The following is a 17,902-nucleotide window of genomic DNA, read 5'->3' as shown; positions in this document are numbered from 1 at the left end:
CCCGGCAGCACGAATGCCGCGCCTCCAGGGTACAAACCCCGGTGGCGCGGCATTCATTCCGTACGGTGCGGCCGGTCAGCCCTCGGTGCTGCCCTCGCTGCTCGGCGGCAGCTTCACGACGTCCACCGGGGCGGTCTCGTGGGAGGCGACGACGCCGTTGGTCAGCGCCAGCTCCTTCGGGGACTGCACGGGCGGGCGAGTGGAGGGGGTGCGGCGGGAGGAGCCCGTCCACGCCGGGCGGGCGGGGCGCTTCACGATCGAGGCGAAGATCTCGGCGATCTGCTCCTTGTTCAGCGTCTCCTTCTCCAGCAGCTCCAGCACGAGATTGTCGAGCACGTCGCGGTTCTCGACCAGGATCTCCCAGGCCTCGTTGTGCGCGTTCTCGATGAGCTTCTTGACCTCCTCGTCCACCAGCCCGGCGATCTCCTCGGAGTAGTCGCGCTGGTGGGCCATCTCGCGGCCCAGGAACGGCTCGGAGTCGCTGGAGCCGAACTTGATCGCGCCGAGGCGCTCGCTCATGCCGTACTGGGTGACCATCGCGCGGGCCGTGGCGGTGGCCTTCTCGATGTCGTTGGACGCGCCGGTGGTCGGGTCGTGGAAGACCAGCTCCTCCGCGGCGCGGCCGCCCAGCATGTACGCCAGCTGGTCGAGCATCTCGTTTCGGGTGGTCGAGTACTTGTCCTCGTCCGGCAGCACCATCGTGTAGCCCAGGGCGCGGCCGCGGGACAGGATGGTGATCTTGTGGACCGGGTCCGCGTTCGGGGAGGCCGCCGCGACCAGGGCGTGGCCGCCCTCGTGGTACGCGGTGATCTTCTTCTCCCGGTCGGACATGATCCGGGTGCGCTTCTGCGGGCCGGCCACCACGCGGTCGATCGCCTCGTCGAGGACGAGGTTGTCGATCAGCTTCTTGTCCGAGCGGGCGGTCAGCAGGGCCGCCTCGTTCAGGACGTTGGAGAGGTCGGCACCCGTGAAGCCGGGGGTGCGCTTGGCGACGGCCGACAGGTCGACGTCCGGCGCGATCGGCTTGCCCTTCTGGTGCACCTTGAGGATGTCCAGGCGGCCCTGGAGGTCGGGGCGCTCGACGGCGATCTGCCGGTCGAAGCGGCCCGGGCGCAGCAGCGCCGGGTCCAGGATGTCCGGGCGGTTGGTGGCGGCGATCAGGATGACGCCGCCCTTGACGTCGAAGCCGTCCATCTCGACGAGCAGCTGGTTCAGGGTCTGCTCGCGCTCGTCGTGGCCGCCGCCGAGGCCCGCACCGCGGTGCCGGCCGACGGCGTCGATCTCGTCGACGAAGATGATCGCCGGGGCGTTCGCCTTGGCCTGCTCGAACAGGTCGCGCACCCGGGAGGCACCGACACCGACGAACATCTCGACGAAGTCGGAACCGGAGATGGAGTAGAACGGCACGCCCGCCTCGCCGGCCACCGCACGGGCCAGCAGGGTCTTGCCGGTGCCGGGCGGGCCGTACAGCAGCACGCCCTTGGGGATCTTGGCGCCGACGGCCTGGAACTTCGACGGCTCCTGCAGGAACTCCTTGATCTCCTGGAGCTCCTCCACCGCCTCGTCCGCGCCGGCCACGTCGGAGAACGTGGTCTTCGGGGTGTCCTTGGTGAGCAGCTTGGCCTTGGACTTGCCGAACTGCATGACCCGGGAGCCGCCGCCCTGCATCTGGTTCATCAGGAACAGGAAGACCAGGACGATGATGACGATCGGCAGCATCGACAGCAGCAGGCTGACGAAGGTCGACTGCCGCTCCGGGGTGACGGTGTAGTTGTTGGGCAGCTGGCCGTTCTTGTACGACTGCTGGAGCGTGTCGGCGATGTCGTTCGCCTGGCCGTCCGAGACGTACGAGGCCTGGAACTTGCTGCCGCCGGGGGCCTTGCCGTTGGCCTTGGCCGGCAGCTGCTGGCCGTCCTTCAGCTCGATCTTGATCAGGTTGGAGTCACCGGTGGTGAGCTGCGCCTGCTTGACCTGGTTGTTGTTGATCGCGGCAATGACCTGGCCGGTGTCCGCCGTCTTGTAGCCGCTCGAGTCCGAGACGACCTGCATCAGCACGATGACGGCGAGGACGGCCAGCACGATCCACATGATCGGCGCGCGGAAGTATCGCTTGACGTCCATCCATGCGGGGCGTTGCCGCCCCGTCCCTCCTGCCACTCAACGGCGCTGTGCGGCCTCGGCCACCGGCGCATTCGGATGTGCTCATGAGAAGAGCGGTTCATTGGACCGTACCGCAGTGCCACCCGCACGCGGCGGGAGCACGAAGTCGGCACGACGTATTTTCCTACCTCGGCACAACGGGTGGGAACGGTGCACTGTTCCCACCCGTCGCCCGGACGGTCGTCAGCCGCCGTAGACGTGCGGCGCCAGGGTGCCGATGAACGGCAGGTTGCGCAGCTTCTCCGCGTAGTCGAGGCCGTAGCCGACGACGAACTCGTTGGGGATGTCGAAGCCGACGTACTTGACGTCGATCTCGACCTTGGCGGCGTCGGGCTTGCGCAGCAGGGTGCACACCTCCAGGGAGGCGGGGCGGCGCGAGCCGAGGTTGCCGAGCAGCCAGGACAGCGTCAGACCGGAGTCGATGATGTCCTCGACGATCAGCACGTCCCTGCCGGCGATGTCGGTGTCGAGGTCCTTGAGAATCCGGACCACACCGGAGGACTTGGTGCCCATCCCGTACGACGAGACGGCCATCCAGTCCATGGTCACCTGGGAGTGCAGCGTCCGGGCGAGGTCGGCCATCACCATGACGGCGCCCTTGAGCACACCGACCAGCAGCAGGTCCCGTCCGGCGTAGTCCCGGTCGATCCGCTCGGCCAGCTCAAGCAGCTTGGCGTCGATCTCGTCCTTGCTGATGAGCACCTTCGCCAGGTCGGCGCCCATGTCGTTCTGATCCACCGGGGATACGTCCTCAAACGTTCGGGGTCCTGTGTCGGCGGCGGCCCTGCGACGCGTTGCCGCTAGTCGCTCTGTCGCCGAAACACCAGCGTGCCACACCGGCGGCTCGCTTCGATCCCCCCGGGTAGGTGCAGCGGGCCCTGGCCGCGCCAGCCGGTGACGAGCAGGTCGACGCTCTCCAGGTGGCGGGCGAAGAGGTCTCCGGCCGGACAGCCCGCGCGCAGAGCGGCCCGGCGCAGCACCCGGCGGCGGACGGCGGAGGGCAGTTCGGAGAGCTTTCCGACGTCCAGGCCGCCTTCGGCCGTCCGGAGGTCGCGCTCGGCGAGGGCGGCCCACTGGTCGAGTGCGTCGGCGTCGTCGCGGAAGAGCCGGGCGGTCCTGGCGAGCGCCTCGACCACGCCGCCGCCGAGGTGCTTCTCCAGCACCGGCAGCACCTCGTGGCGGACCCGGGCCCGGGTGTACGCCGGGTCGGAGTTGTGCGGGTCGTCCCAGACCGGGATGGACTGCGCGGAGCAGGCCTGGCGGGTGGCGGCGCGGTCGAGTTCGAGCAGCGGGCGGCGGTAGCGGCCCTTCTGGGCGGGCATGCCGGCCAGCGAGCGGGCGCCGGAGCCGCGGGCGAGGCCCAGCAGGACCGTCTCGGCCTGGTCGTCACGGGTGTGGCCGAGGAGCACGGCGAGGGCGCCGTGGCGGTCCGCGGCGGCGTCGAGGGCGGCGTAGCGGGCGTCCCGGGCGGCGTTCTCCGGGCCGCCCTCCCGGCCGACCAGGACGGGGACGGCCTCGACCGGGTCCAGGCCGAGCTCGCGCAGCCGTACCGCGACCTGCTCGGCGCGCTCGGCGGATCCGGGCTGCAGGCCGTGGTCGACGGTGACGGCGCCGACCCGCAGGCCGAGCTTGGGCGCCTCGAAGGCGGTCGCGGTGGCCAGCGCCATGGAGTCGGCGCCGCCGCTGACGGCGACCAGGACCAGCGGGGAGCCGGGGGCGGCGGGGGTGCGGGGCAGCCCGGAGGGGTGGCGGCGGGCGTTGCCGATCAGGGCGGTGGCACCGGCCGGCACCAGGGCGGGGGTCGCCGGGCGGCTCTGCGGCGCGCGGACCGGGGCGCCGGATTCGACGCCGGCCTCGGCGGCGAGCTCGGCGAGGGTGCGGCGGACGGCGAGGCGTATCGCCGCGACGGCAGGGTGAGGGCCCACGGGGTGCACTCCTTGACGGAGAGGGGGAGGGACGGGCGGACCGGCCCGGGCGGCGGGGCGGGGACCTCGCACGCTCACGGTCACCGGGCGCTCACAGATGGTCGCAGATAGCGGGCCGCTGCCAGGCCGTGCGCGCTAGCGCCGTCTCCACCGTCCCACGTACGGGTGAATGGAGAAACGTTCATTCGGCCGCCGTCCGCCCGGGTGGGGGCATCTGTACGGGCCGGACGCGCCTGCCTCAGCGGGCCACCCGCGCCACCCAGGCGGCCGGGTCGTGGATCTCCTCCTTGGTCGGCAGGGTGTTCGGCGACGTCCAGACCCGGTTGAAGCCGGTGATGCCGACCCGCTCCACCACACCCCGGACGAACACCGCGCCGTCCTGGTACTGCCGCAGCTTGGCGTCCATGCCGAGCAGCCGGCGGAGCACCAGGTCGAGCCGGCCGGCGCCGCGGTCCCTGCGGCGCTGGAACTTCTCCCGGATCTCGCCGACGCTCGGCACCACGGCCGGGCCGACGCCGTCCATCACCACGTCCGCGTGGCCCTCCAGCAGCGACATCACGGCGGTCAGCCGGCCCAGCACCTCGCGCTGGCCGGGCGACTGCACGGCCTCCAGCAGGGTCTGCGGGCCGGAGCCGTCCCCGCGGCCGCCGAGGCCGGGGAAGCCGTCCGCGACGGCCTCCCGGGCCCGCTCCAGCAGCGCGCCCGGGTCGATGTCGGTCTGCGCCAGGAAGGACTGCACCTCGGACTGGATGTGGTCGCGCAGCCACGGCACCGCGCTGAACTGGGTGCGGTGGGTCTCCTCGTGCAGGCAGACCCAGAGCCGGAAGTCGTGCGGGTCGACGTCGAGCTCCCGCTCGACCTGGACGATGTTCGGGGCGACCAGCAGCAGCCGGCCGGGGCCGGGCGGCTCGGGGCCACGCCGCGGCTTGTCGAACAGCCCGGCCGGGCTGTCCGGCGCGGGCGGCAGCTCGGCCGGCGCGAAGGTCTCGTACTGGCCGAGCACCTTGGTGGACAGGAACGCCAGCAGCGCGCCGACCTCGATGCCGGTGGCCTTCTCGCCGATGGCCCCGAAGACCTGTGCGCCGGTGCCGTCGCCGCGGCGCGCCTGCATCCGGTCCACCAGCGGCTGGACGATGGTGCGGAAGCCGGCCACGTTGGCCCGCACCCAGCCGGGCCGGTCCACCACCAGGACCGGGGTGGCCTCGGCGTCGGTCAGCCGGGCCGGCTGCAGCCCGGTGAAGGCGCGCACGTGCTCCTCGGCCTCCAGGGCGTGCCGGCGCAGCTCGGCGACGACCTTGACGGCCTCTTCGCGGGTCACCTCCGGGCCGGGCCTGGCCAGCCGGGTGGCGGTCGCGACCGCGAGGTTCCAGTCGACCATTCCTGCTCCGCCGCTACCGCTCGTCATGCCCTCACCGTACGTGCTCCGGGCCGGTGGAGGGAGGGAACCTGCCGCGCGGTCCCGGCCGGTCGCCCCGGCGGAGTGGATCAGCGGCAGCCGCAGGCGGCGATCCGGGCGACGATCCGGTCCACCGCGGCCCTGGCGTCCCCGCCGGACGTCCGGCTCATCAGCGCGAAGGCCAGGACCCGGCCGTCCGCGTCGACGACCGTGCCGGCCAGTGTGGCCACGCCGGACAGCGTGCCGGTCTTCGCCCGGACGATGCCGGCCGCCTCGGCGGCGCCGGAACGGGCGCCGAAGCGGTTGGCCAGCGTGCCGGTGAAGCCGGCCACCGGCAGGCCGGTGAGCACCGGCCGCAGTTCGGGGTGGTCGGGCGCGGCGGCGCGGGCGAGCAGCTGGGTCAGGGTGATCGGCGGGATCCGGTTGTCCTGGCTGAGCCCGCTGCCGTCGTTCAGCACCACGCCGGCGGTCGGCACGCCGAGCCGCTCCAGCGCCTGCACGGTGGCGGCGGCCGCGCCCTCGAAGCTGGCGGGCCGGTGCGCGGCGACGGCGACCTGCCGGGCGACGGCCTCGGCCAGGGTGTTGTCGGAGGTGGTCAGCAGCCGTTCGATGAGCCGGGGGACGGTCGGCGACTGCACCGCGGCGAGGACGGCCGCGCCGACCGGGGCGGTCGACCTGGCCGGGGTGCCGGTCACGGTGATGCCCTCGGCGCGGAGCCGGTCGGCGAGGGCCGCCGCGGCCTGCCCGGCGGGATCGAAGACCCGGGCCGGGGCCTCGTCGGGGGACTTGGGGTCGATCCGGCCCTCGTCGACCATCAGCGGGGTGACGGCGGCGATGTTGGTGGCGTCGTGCTCCTTGTGCAGCAGCGGGCCGGTGTACAGCGAGGTGTCGTAGCCGAGCCTCACCGTGGTGGTGCCGGCCGCGCGGAGCGCGGCGGCGGTGCGGGAGGCGAGGTCGGCGAGCGAGGCCGGGGCGGTGTCGGCGTCCACCGGCTGGCCGCCGATCCGGATCTGGTCGGCCGGCAGCACGGTGAGGGTCGGATCGCCGCCGCCGACCAGGGTGATCGTGCCGGGCTCGGCCCCGCGCACCACGGTGGTGGCGAGCCGGGTGGTCGGCGGGATCAGCGCGAGCGCGGCGACCGCGGTGGCGAGCTTGGTGGTGGAGGCCGGGGTGGCCGGGGTGTTCTCGCCGGAGCCGTACAGCAGCTTGCCGGTGGCGGCGTCGGCCACCGCGAAGTTCAGCGTGCCGAGGGAGCTGTCCCGGACGCTGGTGCCGAGCGCGTTCTGCACGCCGGGGCCGGTGGGGGCGCCCGCCGGGTCCGCGGCGGTGCCGGTGGCGGCGAGCACCGGGCCCTTGACCGGGGTGGCCCGGTGGCGCCCGGCCGTGCCCTTGCCGCCCCTGCCGTCGTTCCTGTTGTCGCCGGTGGGGTGCCGGGCGCCGTCGGCGTCGTCGCCGGAGTGGTGCCGGCCCTGCTGGCCGGGGGAAGGCGTGGGCCGGGCCGCCGCGGCCGTCGGGGCGGTGGCCGCCACGAGGACCGCGAGCACCGTCGCCACGGCTCCGGCGGCAGCGGCTCTCCCGGCCCGCCCCACCCGTGCACCCTCGTTCACCGACCGGCCCCTTTCCCGAGCACTCCCTGCCGTGCGAGACACTGGATTCTGTCAGTTTCTACCTTGGAGGAACCTTGGAGTTCGACGTCCTGATCGAGATCCCGAAGGGCTCGCGCAACAAGTACGAGGTCGACCACGAGACCGGTCGCCTGCGTCTCGACCGGATGCTCTTCACCTCGACCCGCTACCCGGCCGACTACGGCTACGTCGAGGGCACGCTCGGCGAGGACGGCGACCCGCTGGACGCGCTGGTCATCCTGGACGAGCCGACCTTCCCGGGCTGCCTGATCAAGTGCCGCGCCATCGGCATGTTCCACATGACCGACGAGGCCGGCGGCGACGACAAGCTGCTCTGCGTCCCGGCGACCGACCCGCGCTGGGAGCACCTGCGGGACATCCACCACGTCTCGGAGTTCGACCGCCTGGAGATCCAGCACTTCTTCGAGGTCTACAAGGACCTGGAGCCCGGCAAGTCGGTCGAGGGTGCCAACTGGGTGGGCCGCGCCGAGGCCGAGGCCGAGATCGAGGCCTCGATCAAGCGCCTGGAGGAGAAGGGCGGCCACTGAGCCGTCCCTCCCCTCGGTTCTCCGGGGTGACGGGGGCCGGGGCGAGCAGGTGTGCTCGCCCCGGCCCTCGTGCGTGCGCGCGGGCGTCCGCGCCCGGCGGGCGGGCGGCGCCTGCGGCGTGCGGCCGCCCTGGTGCCGTCAGCCCTGGTGCCGTCAGCCCGCGTCGTCCAGCCGGAAGCCGACCTTCAGCCCGACCTGGTAGTGCTCGATCCGGCCGTCCGCGAGGTGCCCCCGGACCTGCGTCACCTCGAACCAGTCGAGGTTGCGGAGGGTGCGGGAGGCCCGCTCGATGCCGTTGCGGATCGCCGCGTCGATGCCCTCGGGCGAGGAGCCGACGATCTCGGTGACTCGGTAGACGTGGTCGGTCATGGCGCATCTCCCAGCGGTGGTGTGGCGAGGGTGGTGTGACGGGCCCTCGTCCACCGTGCCGCAGGACGCCGTGGCCCGCGCGCCGAGCCGCCGCCCGGGCGTCGGCCGCCCGGGGGACCCGGCCGGCGGGTGCCCCGGGAGCCGCCGCGCCCGGACGCGGATGCGTCAGAAGGCGGCGCGCACCTCGCCGACCACCGTGCCGCCGCCGTGCAGCGGCTCGGCACCGATCCGGGCCAGCACCTCGTCCTCCACGCCCAGCCGGCGCAGTGCCGCGGCGAGCACCGGGCCGCGGGCGCGCTCGGCGCCGTCCTCGATCTTGAAGGCGAGGGCCCGGCCGTCGGCCAGGGCGACCACCTGGACGGCCTCGGCGCCCATCTTCGACAGCGCACCGGGCACCGCGCGCATCAGCCAGGTGTCGGCGCGGCGGGTGCCGGCCACGTACTCCGGGTGGGCGCGCATGGCGTCGGCGACGCGGCGCTGCGGGGTGCCGGGCTCGGCGAGCACCAGGGCGCGGTAGCCGCGGGCCAGGCCGGTCAGCGAGACGGCGAGCAGCGGGGCGCCGCAGCCGTCGGTGCCGACGTGTGCGGCCGGTTCGCCGGTGGCCTCCTCCAGGGCCTCGCGGGCCAGCCGCTGGATGGGGTGGGCGGCGTCGAGGTAACCGGCGGTGTCCCAGCCGTTGGCGGCGCAGGCGGCCAGCCAGCCGGCGTGCTTGCCGGAGCAGTCCATGAGGATCGGGGCGGCGGCGCCGCCGGAGCGCAGCAGCAGCTCGGCCTCGACCCGGTCGAGCGGGAGGTCGGCCGGGGTGAGCAGGTCGGCCTCGGTGAGCCCGGCGCCGGCCAGCACGGCGCGGACGGCGTCCCGGTGGAACTCCTCGGCGGAGTGGCTGGAGGCGGCCAGGGCGAGCAGCTCGCCGTCGAGGGCGAGGCCGGCCCGGAGGGTGGCGACCGCCTGGAAGGGCTTGGCGGTGGAGCGGGGGAAGACCGCTGCCTCGGGCGAGCCGAGGGCGTACTCGACGCTGCCGTCGGCGGCGAGCAGGACGAGGGAGCCGCGGTGGCGGCCCTCGGTGAAGCCGGAGCGTATGACTTCGGCGAGGGCGGGCAGGGCGGACTGCGGCATGCGGGTACTCCTGACGGCTGTGCACTGGGTGAGGGTGGCCCGGCCGCCGCCCGCTCCTCAGCCCCCTGTGAGCAGGTCGTCGACCCGTGCTTCCCCCTCACGGTACCTGCGGGTGATTTCGGCGCTGCAGTCGTCCGCCGTCCGCTGCAGCCGCTGGCGCCGACCGGAGACCTCGCGCTCGTGCCGGGCGAGCCGCTCGACGGCCGCCAGCAGGGCCGGCGTGGGATGCGCGGCGAGGTCGGCGAGCCGGACGTCCCCCATGAGGGCGTCGGCCTCCCGCCGGTACTGCTCGCCGCGCGGCGGGCCCAGGGTGACGTGTCGGGCCGGGCGCCGGACGGAGGACGGCGCGTCGGCCAGGATGGCCGGCAGCCGGTCGACCAGGTCCGCGGGGACGGGCGGGGCGGGCTGGTGCGGCACCCGGCGGCCGGCCAGCTCGGCCCGCAGGATGTCCATCCGGCCCTGCAGCAGGCGCCGGAGGTACGAGAGGTCGGCCTCCTGTTCCTGCGCGTCCCGCCGGAGCGTCCGTAGCCGGTCGAGGCCCAGCCCGCCGATGTCGCTCGCGTCCATCCACCACCTGCCGAAGTTCCTGCGCCGTGTGCGGCCCGAACAGAGCACGCCCGCAGCCCCCGGGAGAGTTCCCGGCGGGGCCCGGTGCCACCCGCTCGGGCTAGCCGCGCGGCCGGGGAGCCGGTCCGTTCGAACGTGCAGCGTCCCGAGTGGGCCCACCGACAGCGTGCCACCCCGGCAGGGGACCGCGCACCGCCCGGCACCCGAACGGCCCCCCTGGCGAACCGCCATGGCTGGTACGACAATTGGCGGCCGCTCGCTGACCTGCGCCGACACTGGCGCACGCGCGCACGACCCGGCGCGCGCCGTGCCTGCGTGCGCCTCCGGCAGAATGGCGGCATGCGAGCAGTGGTGCAGCGGGTGTCGGAGGCCGCCGTCCGGGTGGACGGCGAGTGCGTGGGTGCGATCGACGGGCCGGGGCTGTGCGTCCTGATCGGCGTGACGCACGAGGACACCCCGGCGAAGGCGGCCCAACTGGCCCGCAAGCTGTGGACGCTGCGACTGTTCGAGGGCACCCCCGAGCGCTCCTGCGAGGAGCTGGGCGCACCGCTGCTGGTGATCAGTCAGTTCACGCTGTACGGCGACGCCCGCAAGGGCCGCCGGCCCACCTGGAACGCCGCGGCGCCCGGCCCGGTCGCCGAGCCGCTGGTGGACGCGGTGGTGGCCGAGCTGCGGGCGCTGGGCGCCAAGGTGGAGACCGGGCGGTTCGGGGCGGACATGAAGGTGTCGCTGGTGAACGACGGGCCGTTCACCGTGCTGCTGGAGATCTGAGGCCGGCCGCGGCTACTGCGGCACGATCACGTCCTGGGTACCGGGCACGCCGTCGGCCACCAGCACCGCGTCGACCGGCACGTTCCGCTTGACCAGGGCCATCGCGATCGGGCCGAGCTCCCAGTGCCGGGCCGAGGAGGTCACGAAGCCGAGCACCCGGCCGTCCTCGCCGTCCGAGGCCAGCCGGACCTCGGCGCCGTGCGGCGGCAGCTTCTCCTCGGTGCCGTCCAGGTGCAGGAAGACCAGGCGGCGGGGCGGGCGGCCGAGGTTGTGCACCCGGGCGACCGTCTCCTGGCCGCGGTAGCAGCCCTTCTGCAGGTGGACGGCGGTGGCCAGCCAGTCGACCTCGTGCGGGATGGTGCGGTGGTCGGTCTCGAAGCCGAGCCGGGGCCGGTGCCCCTCGATCCGCAGCGCCTCGTACGCCCAGACGCCGGCCGCCGGGCCGTAACCGGCCGTCAGCTTCTCCAGCTCCGCCCGCGGGAGGAACAGGTCGCGCCCGTGGGGGAGTTCGCGGACGGCGGCGGCGCCGTCGGCGGACGCGGCGGAGCCGGCCGGCAGGTGCACCACGGCGAAGTCGGCGGTCGCGTCGGCGATCTCCACCCGGTAGAAGAACTTCATGCTCTCCAGGTAGGCGAGCAGTGCGGGGGCGGTGCCGGGCTCGACGTGCAGCCAGGTGGTGGTGCCGTCGTCGACCAGGTAGAGGGCGTGCTCGACGTGCCCGTGCGGGGAGAGGATCAGCGCGTCCGCGGCCTGCTGCGGGGGCAGCGCACTGACGTGCTGGGTCAACAGCAGGTGCAGCCAGGAGAGGCGGTCGGCGCCGCCGACGGTGACCACCCCGCGGTGCGAGAGGTCGACGAAGCCGCGGCCGCCGGCGAGCTCGCGCTGTTCGCGGAAGAAGTCGCCGTAGTGGGCGGCGACGCCCTCGTCGGGCCCCTCGGCGGGGACGGCACCGGGCAGGTCCAGCAGCGGGCTCTTGGTTCCGGTCATACCGGCCAGCTTACGACTGCTCGGCGCGGCGCTTTTCGGTGCAGTCGGCGCAGCGGCCGAAGATCGCGAAGTGCTTGAGGTCGGTGTCGAAGCCGTGCTGGGCGCGCAGGCTGTCGATCAGCGGCGCGGCGATCGCGGTGTCCGTCTCGGTGACCTTGTCGCAGTCCCGGCAGACCAGGTGGAGGTGGCTGTGGCGGCCCGCCAGGTGGTACGTCGGGGCGCCGTGGCCGAGGTGGGCGTGCGAGACCAGGCCGAGCTCCTCCAGCAGCTCCAGCGTCCGGTAGACGGTGGAGATGTTGACCCCGCTGGCGGTCTTGCGGACGTGGCCGAGGATCTCGTCCGGGGTGGCGTGGTCCAGCACGTCGACGGCCTCCAGGACGAGCTGGCGCTGGGGGGTCAGCCGGTAGCCGCGCTGCCGCAGGTCGCTCTTCCAGTCGGTGGAGGTGTCGGTGTTCGCCACGTTAGGTCCCTGCCCGGTTCGAGGTGATGGGACAAGTGTAGGGACCGGCCGTGCGGCCGGTCCCTACGTCGTGCGGCCTGCGCCGTGCGGGGGCGGCCCCGCGGCGGTCAGCGGAAGAAGGCGATGCCGTCGTCCGGCAGGTCGTTGATGTCCTTGATCAGCTGTGCGGGGCTGAGCACCTTCCGCAGCTGGGCGGACATGTACGGCCGCAGCGGAACCTCGGGGGCGGCCTTCTCGCCGACCCAGAGCAGCTCCTCCTTGACCATGCCGTACAGGCGCTTGCCGCCGGTGTACGGTGCGGCACCCTCGATCCGGGCGACCGCGTCGGTGGCGAGGTCGATCTGCGGCTTGCCGTCGTGCAGCTTGCCGTACCAGACCTCGACCGTGCCGTCGTCGCGGACGGACGAGACCTCGATCTCGCGCTCGCCGGAGGTGCCGTGCTGGTTGCTGGTGATCCGCCAGAAGGCGTGCTCGTTCTCCAGCGGGCGGACCTTCTCGCCCTGCTCGTCCAGCACCCAGGTGCGGGAGCGGAACTCCAGGAACGGGCGCCCGTCGTGCCGGAAGACGACCTCCTGGCCGAAGTTGCACTTCTCGGTACCCGGGAAGTCGTAGACGCCGGCGCCCTCCCAGGTGCCCAGGAGGAAGGCCAGCGGGACGACGTCACGGTGGAGGTCTGAGGGGATCTCGATCATTTTCCTGCTGCTGTCGTCGGAGTCGGCCCGTTCCGCAAGAACAGGCCCTGGACCCAACGGTACGGCAGTCCGGGCAGCGTCAGCGCTGGCCCTGGTACAGCTTCATCACGGAGAAGATGGCGAACCAGGTGATCAGCACGGCCATCAGAGCGAGCAGGCTGTCGAAGAAGATTTCCAGACCGGACACGAGGCGCTCCATTGCGGGCGGGCGGACAGATAGACGAAGGACGTCGCGAGTCTATCGGCCGCCCTCCGGCCGGTCTCGGTGAGCCCCGCCACGCCGTCGATAGTCTGGGCGGCATGTCGAAGAAGCTGGTCATCAAGGTCACGGCCGGGGCGGACGCGCCGGAGCGCTGCTCGCAGGCGTTCACGGTGGCGGCGGTCGCCGTCGCCAGCGGTGTGGAGGTCTCGCTCTGGCTGACCGGGGAGTCGTCCTGGTTCGCGCTGCCGGGGCGGGCGGCGGAGTTCGAGCTGCCGCACGCGGCGCCGCTGCCGGAGCTGCTGGAGTCGGTGCTCGCGGCGGGCACGGTGACGCTGTGCACCCAGTGCGCGGCGCGCCGGGACATCACGGAGAAGGACACCGTCGAGGGTGTCCGCATCGCGGGCGCCCAGGTCTTCCTGAGCGAGATCATGCAGGACGGGGTGCAGGCGCTGGTCTACTGACGGGGCTCGCGGGCCGCTCTACTGACGGGGCTCGTGGTCGGGGCGGTCCCGGTCGTGGCCGGGCCTGTTCCAGCCGGGGTCGTCCCAGCGCGGGTCGTTCCACCAGTCGTCGTCCGGGTCGCGCTTGTTGGCGAACACCGCGGCGAGCGGCGGGATGACCATGGCGAACAGGCACATCCCGACCGCGGCCGGGACGGACCAGAGGCGCACGACGCCCCAGGCCAGGACGAACATGCCGAGGCAGACGCCCATCATCACGAAGTAGCGGACGTGCCGCTGGTGTGCCTGCACGTCTCCAGGGTATGGCTGTGGCCCCCTGCACGGCAGGGGGCCACAGCACCGGTCTCCGGAGGTCAGACCGCGATCGCGACCTCGGTGAACTCGCCCTGGGCGGCGACGACCTGGCGGTCGACGGTCGCGCCCGGCACCAGTGCACGCAGCGTCCACTTGCCCGGACGGGCGAAGAAGCGGAACTGCCCGGTGGCCGAGGTGGGCACCTCGGCGGTGAACTCGCCGCCCTCGTCGAGCAGTCGGACGTAGCCGTTGACCGGCTCGCCGTCGCGGGTCACCGAACCCTGGATGATGGTCTCGCTTGCCACGTCAACTCCTGCCAGGTCCGGGCCGCCGGCCTTCGCACCGCACATGTCTTGTCTTCCCTTCCTACGGTTCCAGCCGGGGCTCAGTTGGAGCCGAGCTCGATCGGCACGCCGACGAGGCTGCCGTACTCGGTCCAGGAGCCGTCGTAGTTCTTCACGTTCGGCTGCTCCAGCAGCTCGTGCAGGACGAACCAGGTGAGCGCGGAGCGCTCGCCGATGCGGCAGTAGGCGATGGTGTCCTTGGCCAGGTCCACGCCCTCCTCCTGGTAGAGCGCGCGCAGCTCGTCGTCGCTCTTGAAGGTGCCGTCGTCGTTGGCGTTCTTGGCCCACGGGATGTTCTTGGCGCTCGGCACGTGGCCCGGGCGCTGCGACTGCTCCTGCGGGAGGTGGGCCGGGGCGAGCAGCTTGCCGGAGAACTCGTCGGGCGAGCGCACGTCGACCAGGTTGAGGTTGCCGATCGCGTTGATCACGTCGTCGCGGAAGGCGCGGATCGAGCTGTCGGCGGCCTGCGCCTTGTACTCGGTGGCGGCGCGCTCGGGCACCTCGACGACCAGCTCGCGGGAGTCCAGCTCCCACTTCTTGCGGCCGCCGTCGAGCAGGCGGACGTCGCCGTGGCCGTACAGCTTGAAGTACCAGTAGGCGTACGAGGCGAACCAGTTGTTGTTGCCGCCGTAGAGCACCACGGTCTGGTCGTTGGCGATGCCCTTGGCGCTGAGCAGCGCCTCGAAGCCGGCCTGGTCGATGAAGTCGCGGCGCACCGGGTCCTGGAGGTCCTTCTTCCAGTCGATGCGGACGGCGTTGCGGATGTGGTTCTTCTCGTAGGCGGAGGTGTCCTCGTCGACCTCGACGATGACGACCTGCGGGTCGTCCAGGCGGGCCTGGACCCAGTCGGCGTCGACCAGGACGTCGCTGCGGCTCATGGTGATGTCTCCATCCGGGGGCGGTTTGCGGAAGGCTGCTGGGGTGCTCGAAGGGCCCGGTTCCGAATAGGTGTCCACAGTTCGGACACCACAGGTCATGGGCCTGCCGTGCGGTTCGGGTCATGGGAGCCGGGGAGCCGTCGGCTCGGGAGCGGGCCGTGCGGGGCCGGCATGCGGGGCGGGCGGGGTCTGACGGGCCGGTCAGAGCTGCCCGGTCAGCGCATTCGACACAGGCAGGTGGACACGCGGCACAGGTCTACCGCCCGCCGCTTCGTGAGATCCGCCTGTCGCTTCATGTCGACGATGCTAGGGACCCGGAACGTCCGCTGTCATCAGCGTGTCAAATAATGAGACCGAATGGCCCGAATACTGGGATTTGCCGATTTACCGCCGCCACGGCCAGCGAGAACGCGGTTCCGGCGCCCGCACAGAACGGCCCCGGACGGCCGCTCGGACGCCGGGGCTGGACAGCGCGTCTCGCAGAGCGGGACGCCTGGAGAGGTCGGGAAAAGGCCGGCCGGAGTGTCCGGTCAGCCGATCACGCGGACGTTGTCGCCCTGGAAGGTGAGCTGCAGGCCGTCCGGCTGCGGCACCGCACCGGCGAGGTTCAGCCCGGCGGGCAGCTCGGTCAGGGTGAAGCTGCGCGCGCCGAGCTTCCCGGCCAGCGGGCCGTTCAGCAGCGAACCCATGCCGGTCAGTTTGAAGCCGTCCGCGGTGATGGTGTTGCCCTTGCTGTGCACGTCGCCCTGGCCGATCGAGACGCCCATCAGCGAGGCCTTGATCTTGCCGGGGCCGCCGTAGGAGAGCTCCAGGCGGTCGGCGCCCGGCACACCGGAGGCCGGTGCCGCCAACCGCGCCGCATCGGCATAACTGATCAGACCGGTGCCGGTGCCGTGCCGCACGGTGGCGCTGCGGTAGTCGTCGCCCACCGCCACACCGGACAGCCGGGCACTGAACGAGCGCAGCGCCACCTGCTCGTTGCCGTTGCCCACCGTCATGCCCTCGCCGGAGAGCCGCACGTCGTCGAACTCCCGGGCGAGGGCCTGGGTCAGGAAGGGGAAACCGTCGATGTGCACGGTGGGCCGCTGCGACATCCGGCCGCTGCCGGCCAGCTTGTCGGCCGCCTCGTCCTCGGCGACCCCCACGGCTATCCGGTCCGCACCGGCCAGCAGGCCTGCCAGGGCCGCCAGGCCGATCGTGAGCTTCAGCCAGCCGCGCATCTCTCTCCCCGATGGTCGCTCCGTGTCGCCGTGCCGTTCGGAGACCTACGACGATCGGCCGACCCCTGCGGTTCCTGGGTGCGGGCCGGGCTCAGCCGCCGGCGAAGGGCGGCAGGACCTCCACGGTGCCGCCCTCGGTCAGCAGCACCCCGGCGCGGTCGCGCGTGCCGACCTGCTCGCCGTCCACCAGGAACGAGCAGTGCCCGAGCACCTGGAGCAGCCGCGGGCGGTCGGCGTGGCGCTCGTGCACCGCGGCCAGCGCCTCGGCGAGCGTGGCGGCCTCGTACGGCTCCTCGGCGGTGCCGGCCTCCGCCTTGGCGGCGGCCCAGTAGCGGATCGTCCCGGTCACCCGCACGGCCTCCGGAGCCACTCCCCGGGGTGAAGCTGCGGCGGTGGTGCCCATGGCAAGCCCTCCTCGTCGTCCTCGCCCGGTGCAGCGGCCCGGCTCCGTCCGCCGGCCCGCCCACGCCACAGGTGTACACGTACGGTGCGGCCGGTGCGCTGTCTCCCATGATGGCCCGACGGCCCGCCCGGGCGGTAACGGCGCAGTTCGGCCGGGCGGAATGCGGGCCTCCGGACGCCCCGGGGCGCGCGCCGTGTGGTCCACCACTCCCGCACGCCCCTCCCGGAGCGGGGTGTGGTCGGCTATTCTCGACGCGTAAGGGATCCGGGCAGAGTCGCCCCCGGGTCCTTTTGTGCTTTCAGGACGCCAGTACGGACGTTCTTGCGAACGGCGCACCACCCGCGCCGGAAGCGGGAACACCCCGAGGACAGCGGCACAACGGAGTGCGCGTGGTCCGACGGGGCGTCAGGACCGGCGCCGGGCCTCCGCCCGGCGCGGGAGCAGACCGGAAGGTTCGCGGATGGGCAGGGCAGGAACGGTACGCCAGAGGTCGCGGGACCTCTGCCGTGCGCCCCGCCGTGCCGTGCGCGCCGACGAATCCGCCGGAACGACTCCCCGACGCCCTGCGAGCGCACCCTCCACCTCCACCGCTCCCGCGTCCGCCGGCCGTGACCGCAGGCGTGGTGCGACCGCGACGACCCGGAAAGGGGACTACCGGGTATGAGTTCTCTCCTCCTCCTGACCAACGCCCTGCAGCCGTCCGCCGAAGTGCTGCCCGCGCTCGGGCTGCTGCTGCACAACGTCCGGGTCGCCCCGGCCGAGGGGTCGGCCCTGGTCGACACCCCGAGCGCCGACGTCATCCTGGTCGACGGGCGGCGCGACCTGCCGCAGATCCGCAGCCTCTGCCAGCTGCTGCGCTCCACCGGCATCGGCTGCCCGCTCGTGCTGATCGTCACCGAGGGCGGCCTGGCCGCCGTCACCGCCGAGTGGGGCATCGACGACGTCCTGCTGGACACCGCGGGGCCGGCCGAGGTCGAGGCCCGGCTCCGGCTGGCCATGGGCCGGCTCCAGGTCACCGCCGACGACAGCCCGATGGAGATCCGCAACGGCGACCTGTCCGTCGACGAGGCGACGTACTCGGCCAAGCTCAAGGGCCGGGTGCTGGACCTCACCTTCAAGGAGTTCGAGCTCCTGAAGTACCTCGCGCAGCACCCCGGCCGGGTCTTCACCCGCGCCCAGCTGCTGCAGGAGGTGTGGGGCTACGACTACTTCGGCGGCACCCGGACGGTCGACGTCCACGTCCGGCGGCTGCGGGCCAAGCTCGGCGTCGAGCACGAGCAGCTGATCGGCACCGTGCGCAACGTCGGCTACCGCTTCGTCGTCCCGGAGAAGCCCGAGAAGGGCGAGCGGCACGGCGCCGAGCAGCGCTCCGCCGCCGTCCAGGAGGTCTGACGACCGGTGCCGGGGGGGGGGGGGCCCGGGGGGGCCCCCCCCCCGGGGCGGGGAAGGGGGGGGGGGCGGGCCCCCCCCCCCCCCGGCCAGGG

Annotated in this window: 21 protein-coding genes; 4 read left to right on the top strand and 17 right to left on the bottom strand. The window is 73.1% G+C overall.

The genetic code is table 11. From position 1 onward, the window contains the following. Positions 1-75: 75 nt before the first annotated feature. The 5 genes from ftsH to dacB form a co-directional block, all read right to left on the bottom strand. Positions 76-2,121 carry an ATP-dependent zinc metalloprotease FtsH gene (gene ftsH, locus AB0M03_RS05220; protein ID WP_363488597.1) on the bottom strand — a complete coding sequence of 682 codons (2,046 nt, stop codon included), beginning with the start codon at positions 2,119-2,121 and terminating at the stop codon, positions 76-78. 222 nt (positions 2,122-2,343) lie between these two features. Continuing rightward, positions 2,344-2,898: a hypoxanthine phosphoribosyltransferase gene (gene hpt, locus AB0M03_RS05215; protein ID WP_363488595.1), complete on the bottom strand. Its 555-nt coding sequence runs from the start codon at positions 2,896-2,898 to the stop codon at positions 2,344-2,346. 62 nt (positions 2,899-2,960) lie between these two features. Further along, positions 2,961-4,085, bottom strand: coding sequence for a tRNA lysidine(34) synthetase TilS (gene tilS / locus AB0M03_RS05210; protein ID WP_363488593.1), 1,125 nt, complete (start codon positions 4,083-4,085; stop codon positions 2,961-2,963). 238 nt (positions 4,086-4,323) lie between these two features. After that, a complete protein-coding gene (locus AB0M03_RS05205; RefSeq protein WP_363488591.1) occupies positions 4,324-5,490 on the bottom strand; it encodes a zinc-dependent metalloprotease in 1,167 nt (388 codons plus the stop codon). An 80-nt stretch (positions 5,491-5,570) separates the two neighbouring features. Continuing rightward, entirely contained in the window at positions 5,571-7,088 is a 1,518-nt protein-coding gene (gene dacB, locus AB0M03_RS05200) for a D-alanyl-D-alanine carboxypeptidase/D-alanyl-D-alanine-endopeptidase (RefSeq protein ID WP_363488589.1), read from the bottom strand. A gap of 74 nt (positions 7,089-7,162) precedes the next feature. On the opposite strand from dacB, the gene AB0M03_RS05195 reads away from it, so the two are divergent. After that, positions 7,163-7,654 carry an inorganic diphosphatase gene (locus tag AB0M03_RS05195; protein ID WP_363488587.1) on the top strand — a complete coding sequence of 164 codons (492 nt, stop codon included), beginning with the start codon at positions 7,163-7,165 and terminating at the stop codon, positions 7,652-7,654. Positions 7,655-7,807: 153 nt separating this feature from the next. Here AB0M03_RS05195 and AB0M03_RS05190 read toward each other — a convergent pair whose 3' ends face one another. From AB0M03_RS05190 to AB0M03_RS05180, 3 genes are all read right to left on the bottom strand, one after another. Further along, a complete protein-coding gene (locus AB0M03_RS05190; RefSeq protein WP_363488585.1) occupies positions 7,808-8,023 on the bottom strand; it encodes a dodecin in 216 nt (71 codons plus the stop codon). Between the two features lie 165 nt (positions 8,024-8,188). After that, the gene (locus AB0M03_RS05185) at positions 8,189-9,139 is read right to left on the bottom strand and encodes an asparaginase (RefSeq protein ID WP_363488583.1); all 951 of its coding nucleotides are present in this window, start codon (positions 9,137-9,139) and stop codon (positions 8,189-8,191) included. A 57-nt stretch (positions 9,140-9,196) separates the two neighbouring features. Further along, complete coding sequence (locus AB0M03_RS05180; protein ID WP_363488581.1) at positions 9,197-9,706, bottom strand: ABC transporter substrate-binding protein; 510 nt, start codon at positions 9,704-9,706, stop codon at positions 9,197-9,199. A 339-nt stretch (positions 9,707-10,045) separates the two neighbouring features. On the opposite strand from AB0M03_RS05180, the gene dtd reads away from it, so the two are divergent. Next, positions 10,046-10,477 carry a D-aminoacyl-tRNA deacylase gene (gene dtd, locus AB0M03_RS05175; RefSeq protein WP_363488579.1) on the top strand — a complete coding sequence of 144 codons (432 nt, stop codon included), beginning with the start codon at positions 10,046-10,048 and terminating at the stop codon, positions 10,475-10,477. Positions 10,478-10,489: 12 nt separating this feature from the next. Here dtd and AB0M03_RS05170 read toward each other — a convergent pair whose 3' ends face one another. The 3 genes from AB0M03_RS05170 to AB0M03_RS05160 all read right to left on the bottom strand — a co-directional run bounded on the left by AB0M03_RS05170 (position 10,490) and on the right by AB0M03_RS05160 (position 12,616). Beyond that, complete coding sequence (locus AB0M03_RS05170) at positions 10,490-11,464, bottom strand: folate-binding protein (protein ID WP_363488577.1); 975 nt, start codon at positions 11,462-11,464, stop codon at positions 10,490-10,492. Between the two features lie 10 nt (positions 11,465-11,474). Beyond that, positions 11,475-11,924, bottom strand: coding sequence for a transcriptional repressor (locus AB0M03_RS05165; RefSeq protein ID WP_363488575.1), 450 nt, complete (start codon positions 11,922-11,924; stop codon positions 11,475-11,477). Between the two features lie 107 nt (positions 11,925-12,031). Further along, a complete protein-coding gene (locus tag AB0M03_RS05160) occupies positions 12,032-12,616 on the bottom strand; it encodes an FABP family protein (protein WP_363488573.1) in 585 nt (194 codons plus the stop codon). A gap of 300 nt (positions 12,617-12,916) precedes the next feature. Between AB0M03_RS05160 and AB0M03_RS05155 the strand changes: the two genes are divergently transcribed. Next, complete coding sequence (locus AB0M03_RS05155; protein WP_363488571.1) at positions 12,917-13,279, top strand: DsrE family protein; 363 nt, start codon at positions 12,917-12,919, stop codon at positions 13,277-13,279. 18 nt (positions 13,280-13,297) lie between these two features. Here AB0M03_RS05155 and AB0M03_RS05150 read toward each other — a convergent pair whose 3' ends face one another. From AB0M03_RS05150 to AB0M03_RS05125, 6 genes are all read right to left on the bottom strand, one after another. Continuing rightward, positions 13,298-13,570 (bottom strand): DUF3099 domain-containing protein, encoded by a 273-nt coding sequence (locus AB0M03_RS05150; RefSeq protein WP_363488569.1) that lies wholly within the window; start codon positions 13,568-13,570, stop codon positions 13,298-13,300. 62 nt (positions 13,571-13,632) lie between these two features. Then, positions 13,633-13,923 (bottom strand): DUF1416 domain-containing protein, encoded by a 291-nt coding sequence (locus AB0M03_RS05145; RefSeq protein ID WP_095873619.1) that lies wholly within the window; start codon positions 13,921-13,923, stop codon positions 13,633-13,635. 35 nt (positions 13,924-13,958) lie between these two features. Then, the gene (locus AB0M03_RS05140) at positions 13,959-14,795 is read right to left on the bottom strand and encodes a sulfurtransferase (protein ID WP_363488567.1); all 837 of its coding nucleotides are present in this window, start codon (positions 14,793-14,795) and stop codon (positions 13,959-13,961) included. 215 nt (positions 14,796-15,010) lie between these two features. Further along, the gene (locus tag AB0M03_RS05135; protein WP_350637490.1) at positions 15,011-15,091 is read right to left on the bottom strand and encodes a putative leader peptide; all 81 of its coding nucleotides are present in this window, start codon (positions 15,089-15,091) and stop codon (positions 15,011-15,013) included. A gap of 234 nt (positions 15,092-15,325) precedes the next feature. Next, on the bottom strand, positions 15,326-16,015 hold the full coding sequence (locus tag AB0M03_RS05130; protein ID WP_363488565.1) for a DUF2993 domain-containing protein: 690 nt from the start codon (positions 16,013-16,015) through the stop codon (positions 15,326-15,328). Between the two features lie 91 nt (positions 16,016-16,106). Further along, the gene (locus tag AB0M03_RS05125) at positions 16,107-16,418 is read right to left on the bottom strand and encodes a MoaD/ThiS family protein (protein ID WP_363488563.1); all 312 of its coding nucleotides are present in this window, start codon (positions 16,416-16,418) and stop codon (positions 16,107-16,109) included. Between the two features lie 660 nt (positions 16,419-17,078). Between AB0M03_RS05125 and AB0M03_RS05120 the strand changes: the two genes are divergently transcribed. Further along, the gene (locus AB0M03_RS05120; RefSeq protein ID WP_363488561.1) at positions 17,079-17,810 is read left to right on the top strand and encodes a response regulator transcription factor; all 732 of its coding nucleotides are present in this window, start codon (positions 17,079-17,081) and stop codon (positions 17,808-17,810) included. Positions 17,811-17,902: the final 92 nt, after the last annotated feature.

Origin of the sequence: Kitasatospora sp. NPDC051914, assembly GCF_040680995.1 — a bacterium.
Classification (GTDB): Bacteria; Actinomycetota; Actinomycetes; order Streptomycetales; family Streptomycetaceae; genus Kitasatospora.
This window is presented reverse-complemented; position numbering and strand designations above follow the sequence as displayed.

What these genes read in the sequence shown, in the direction of transcription:
- ftsH (WP_363488597.1), bottom strand. Translation starts at nt 2,121, where the DNA reads ATGGACGTCAAGCGATACTTCCGCGCGCCGATCATGTGGATCGTGCTG.
- AB0M03_RS05205 (WP_363488591.1), bottom strand. Translation starts at nt 5,490, where the DNA reads ATGACGAGCGGTAGCGGCGGAGCAGGAATGGTCGACTGGAACCTCGCG.
- AB0M03_RS05190 (WP_363488585.1), bottom strand. Translation starts at nt 8,023, where the DNA reads ATGACCGACCACGTCTACCGAGTCACCGAGATCGTCGGCTCCTCGCCC.
- AB0M03_RS05185 (WP_363488583.1), bottom strand. Translation starts at nt 9,139, where the DNA reads ATGCCGCAGTCCGCCCTGCCCGCCCTCGCCGAAGTCATACGCTCCGGC.
- AB0M03_RS05180 (WP_363488581.1), bottom strand. Translation starts at nt 9,706, where the DNA reads ATGGACGCGAGCGACATCGGCGGGCTGGGCCTCGACCGGCTACGGACG.
- dtd (WP_363488579.1), top strand. Translation starts at nt 10,046, where the DNA reads ATGCGAGCAGTGGTGCAGCGGGTGTCGGAGGCCGCCGTCCGGGTGGAC.
- AB0M03_RS05170 (WP_363488577.1), bottom strand. Translation starts at nt 11,464, where the DNA reads ATGACCGGAACCAAGAGCCCGCTGCTGGACCTGCCCGGTGCCGTCCCC.
- AB0M03_RS05160 (WP_363488573.1), bottom strand. Translation starts at nt 12,616, where the DNA reads ATGATCGAGATCCCCTCAGACCTCCACCGTGACGTCGTCCCGCTGGCC.
- AB0M03_RS05155 (WP_363488571.1), top strand. Translation starts at nt 12,917, where the DNA reads ATGTCGAAGAAGCTGGTCATCAAGGTCACGGCCGGGGCGGACGCGCCG.
- AB0M03_RS05145 (WP_095873619.1), bottom strand. Translation starts at nt 13,923, where the DNA reads ATGTGCGGTGCGAAGGCCGGCGGCCCGGACCTGGCAGGAGTTGACGTG.
- AB0M03_RS05140 (WP_363488567.1), bottom strand. Translation starts at nt 14,795, where the DNA reads ATGAGCCGCAGCGACGTCCTGGTCGACGCCGACTGGGTCCAGGCCCGC.
- AB0M03_RS05135 (WP_350637490.1), bottom strand. Translation starts at nt 15,091, where the DNA reads ATGAAGCGACAGGCGGATCTCACGAAGCGGCGGGCGGTAGACCTGTGC.
- AB0M03_RS05130 (WP_363488565.1), bottom strand. Translation starts at nt 16,015, where the DNA reads ATGCGCGGCTGGCTGAAGCTCACGATCGGCCTGGCGGCCCTGGCAGGC.
- AB0M03_RS05125 (WP_363488563.1), bottom strand. Translation starts at nt 16,418, where the DNA reads ATGGGCACCACCGCCGCAGCTTCACCCCGGGGAGTGGCTCCGGAGGCC.
- AB0M03_RS05120 (WP_363488561.1), top strand. Translation starts at nt 17,079, where the DNA reads ATGAGTTCTCTCCTCCTCCTGACCAACGCCCTGCAGCCGTCCGCCGAA.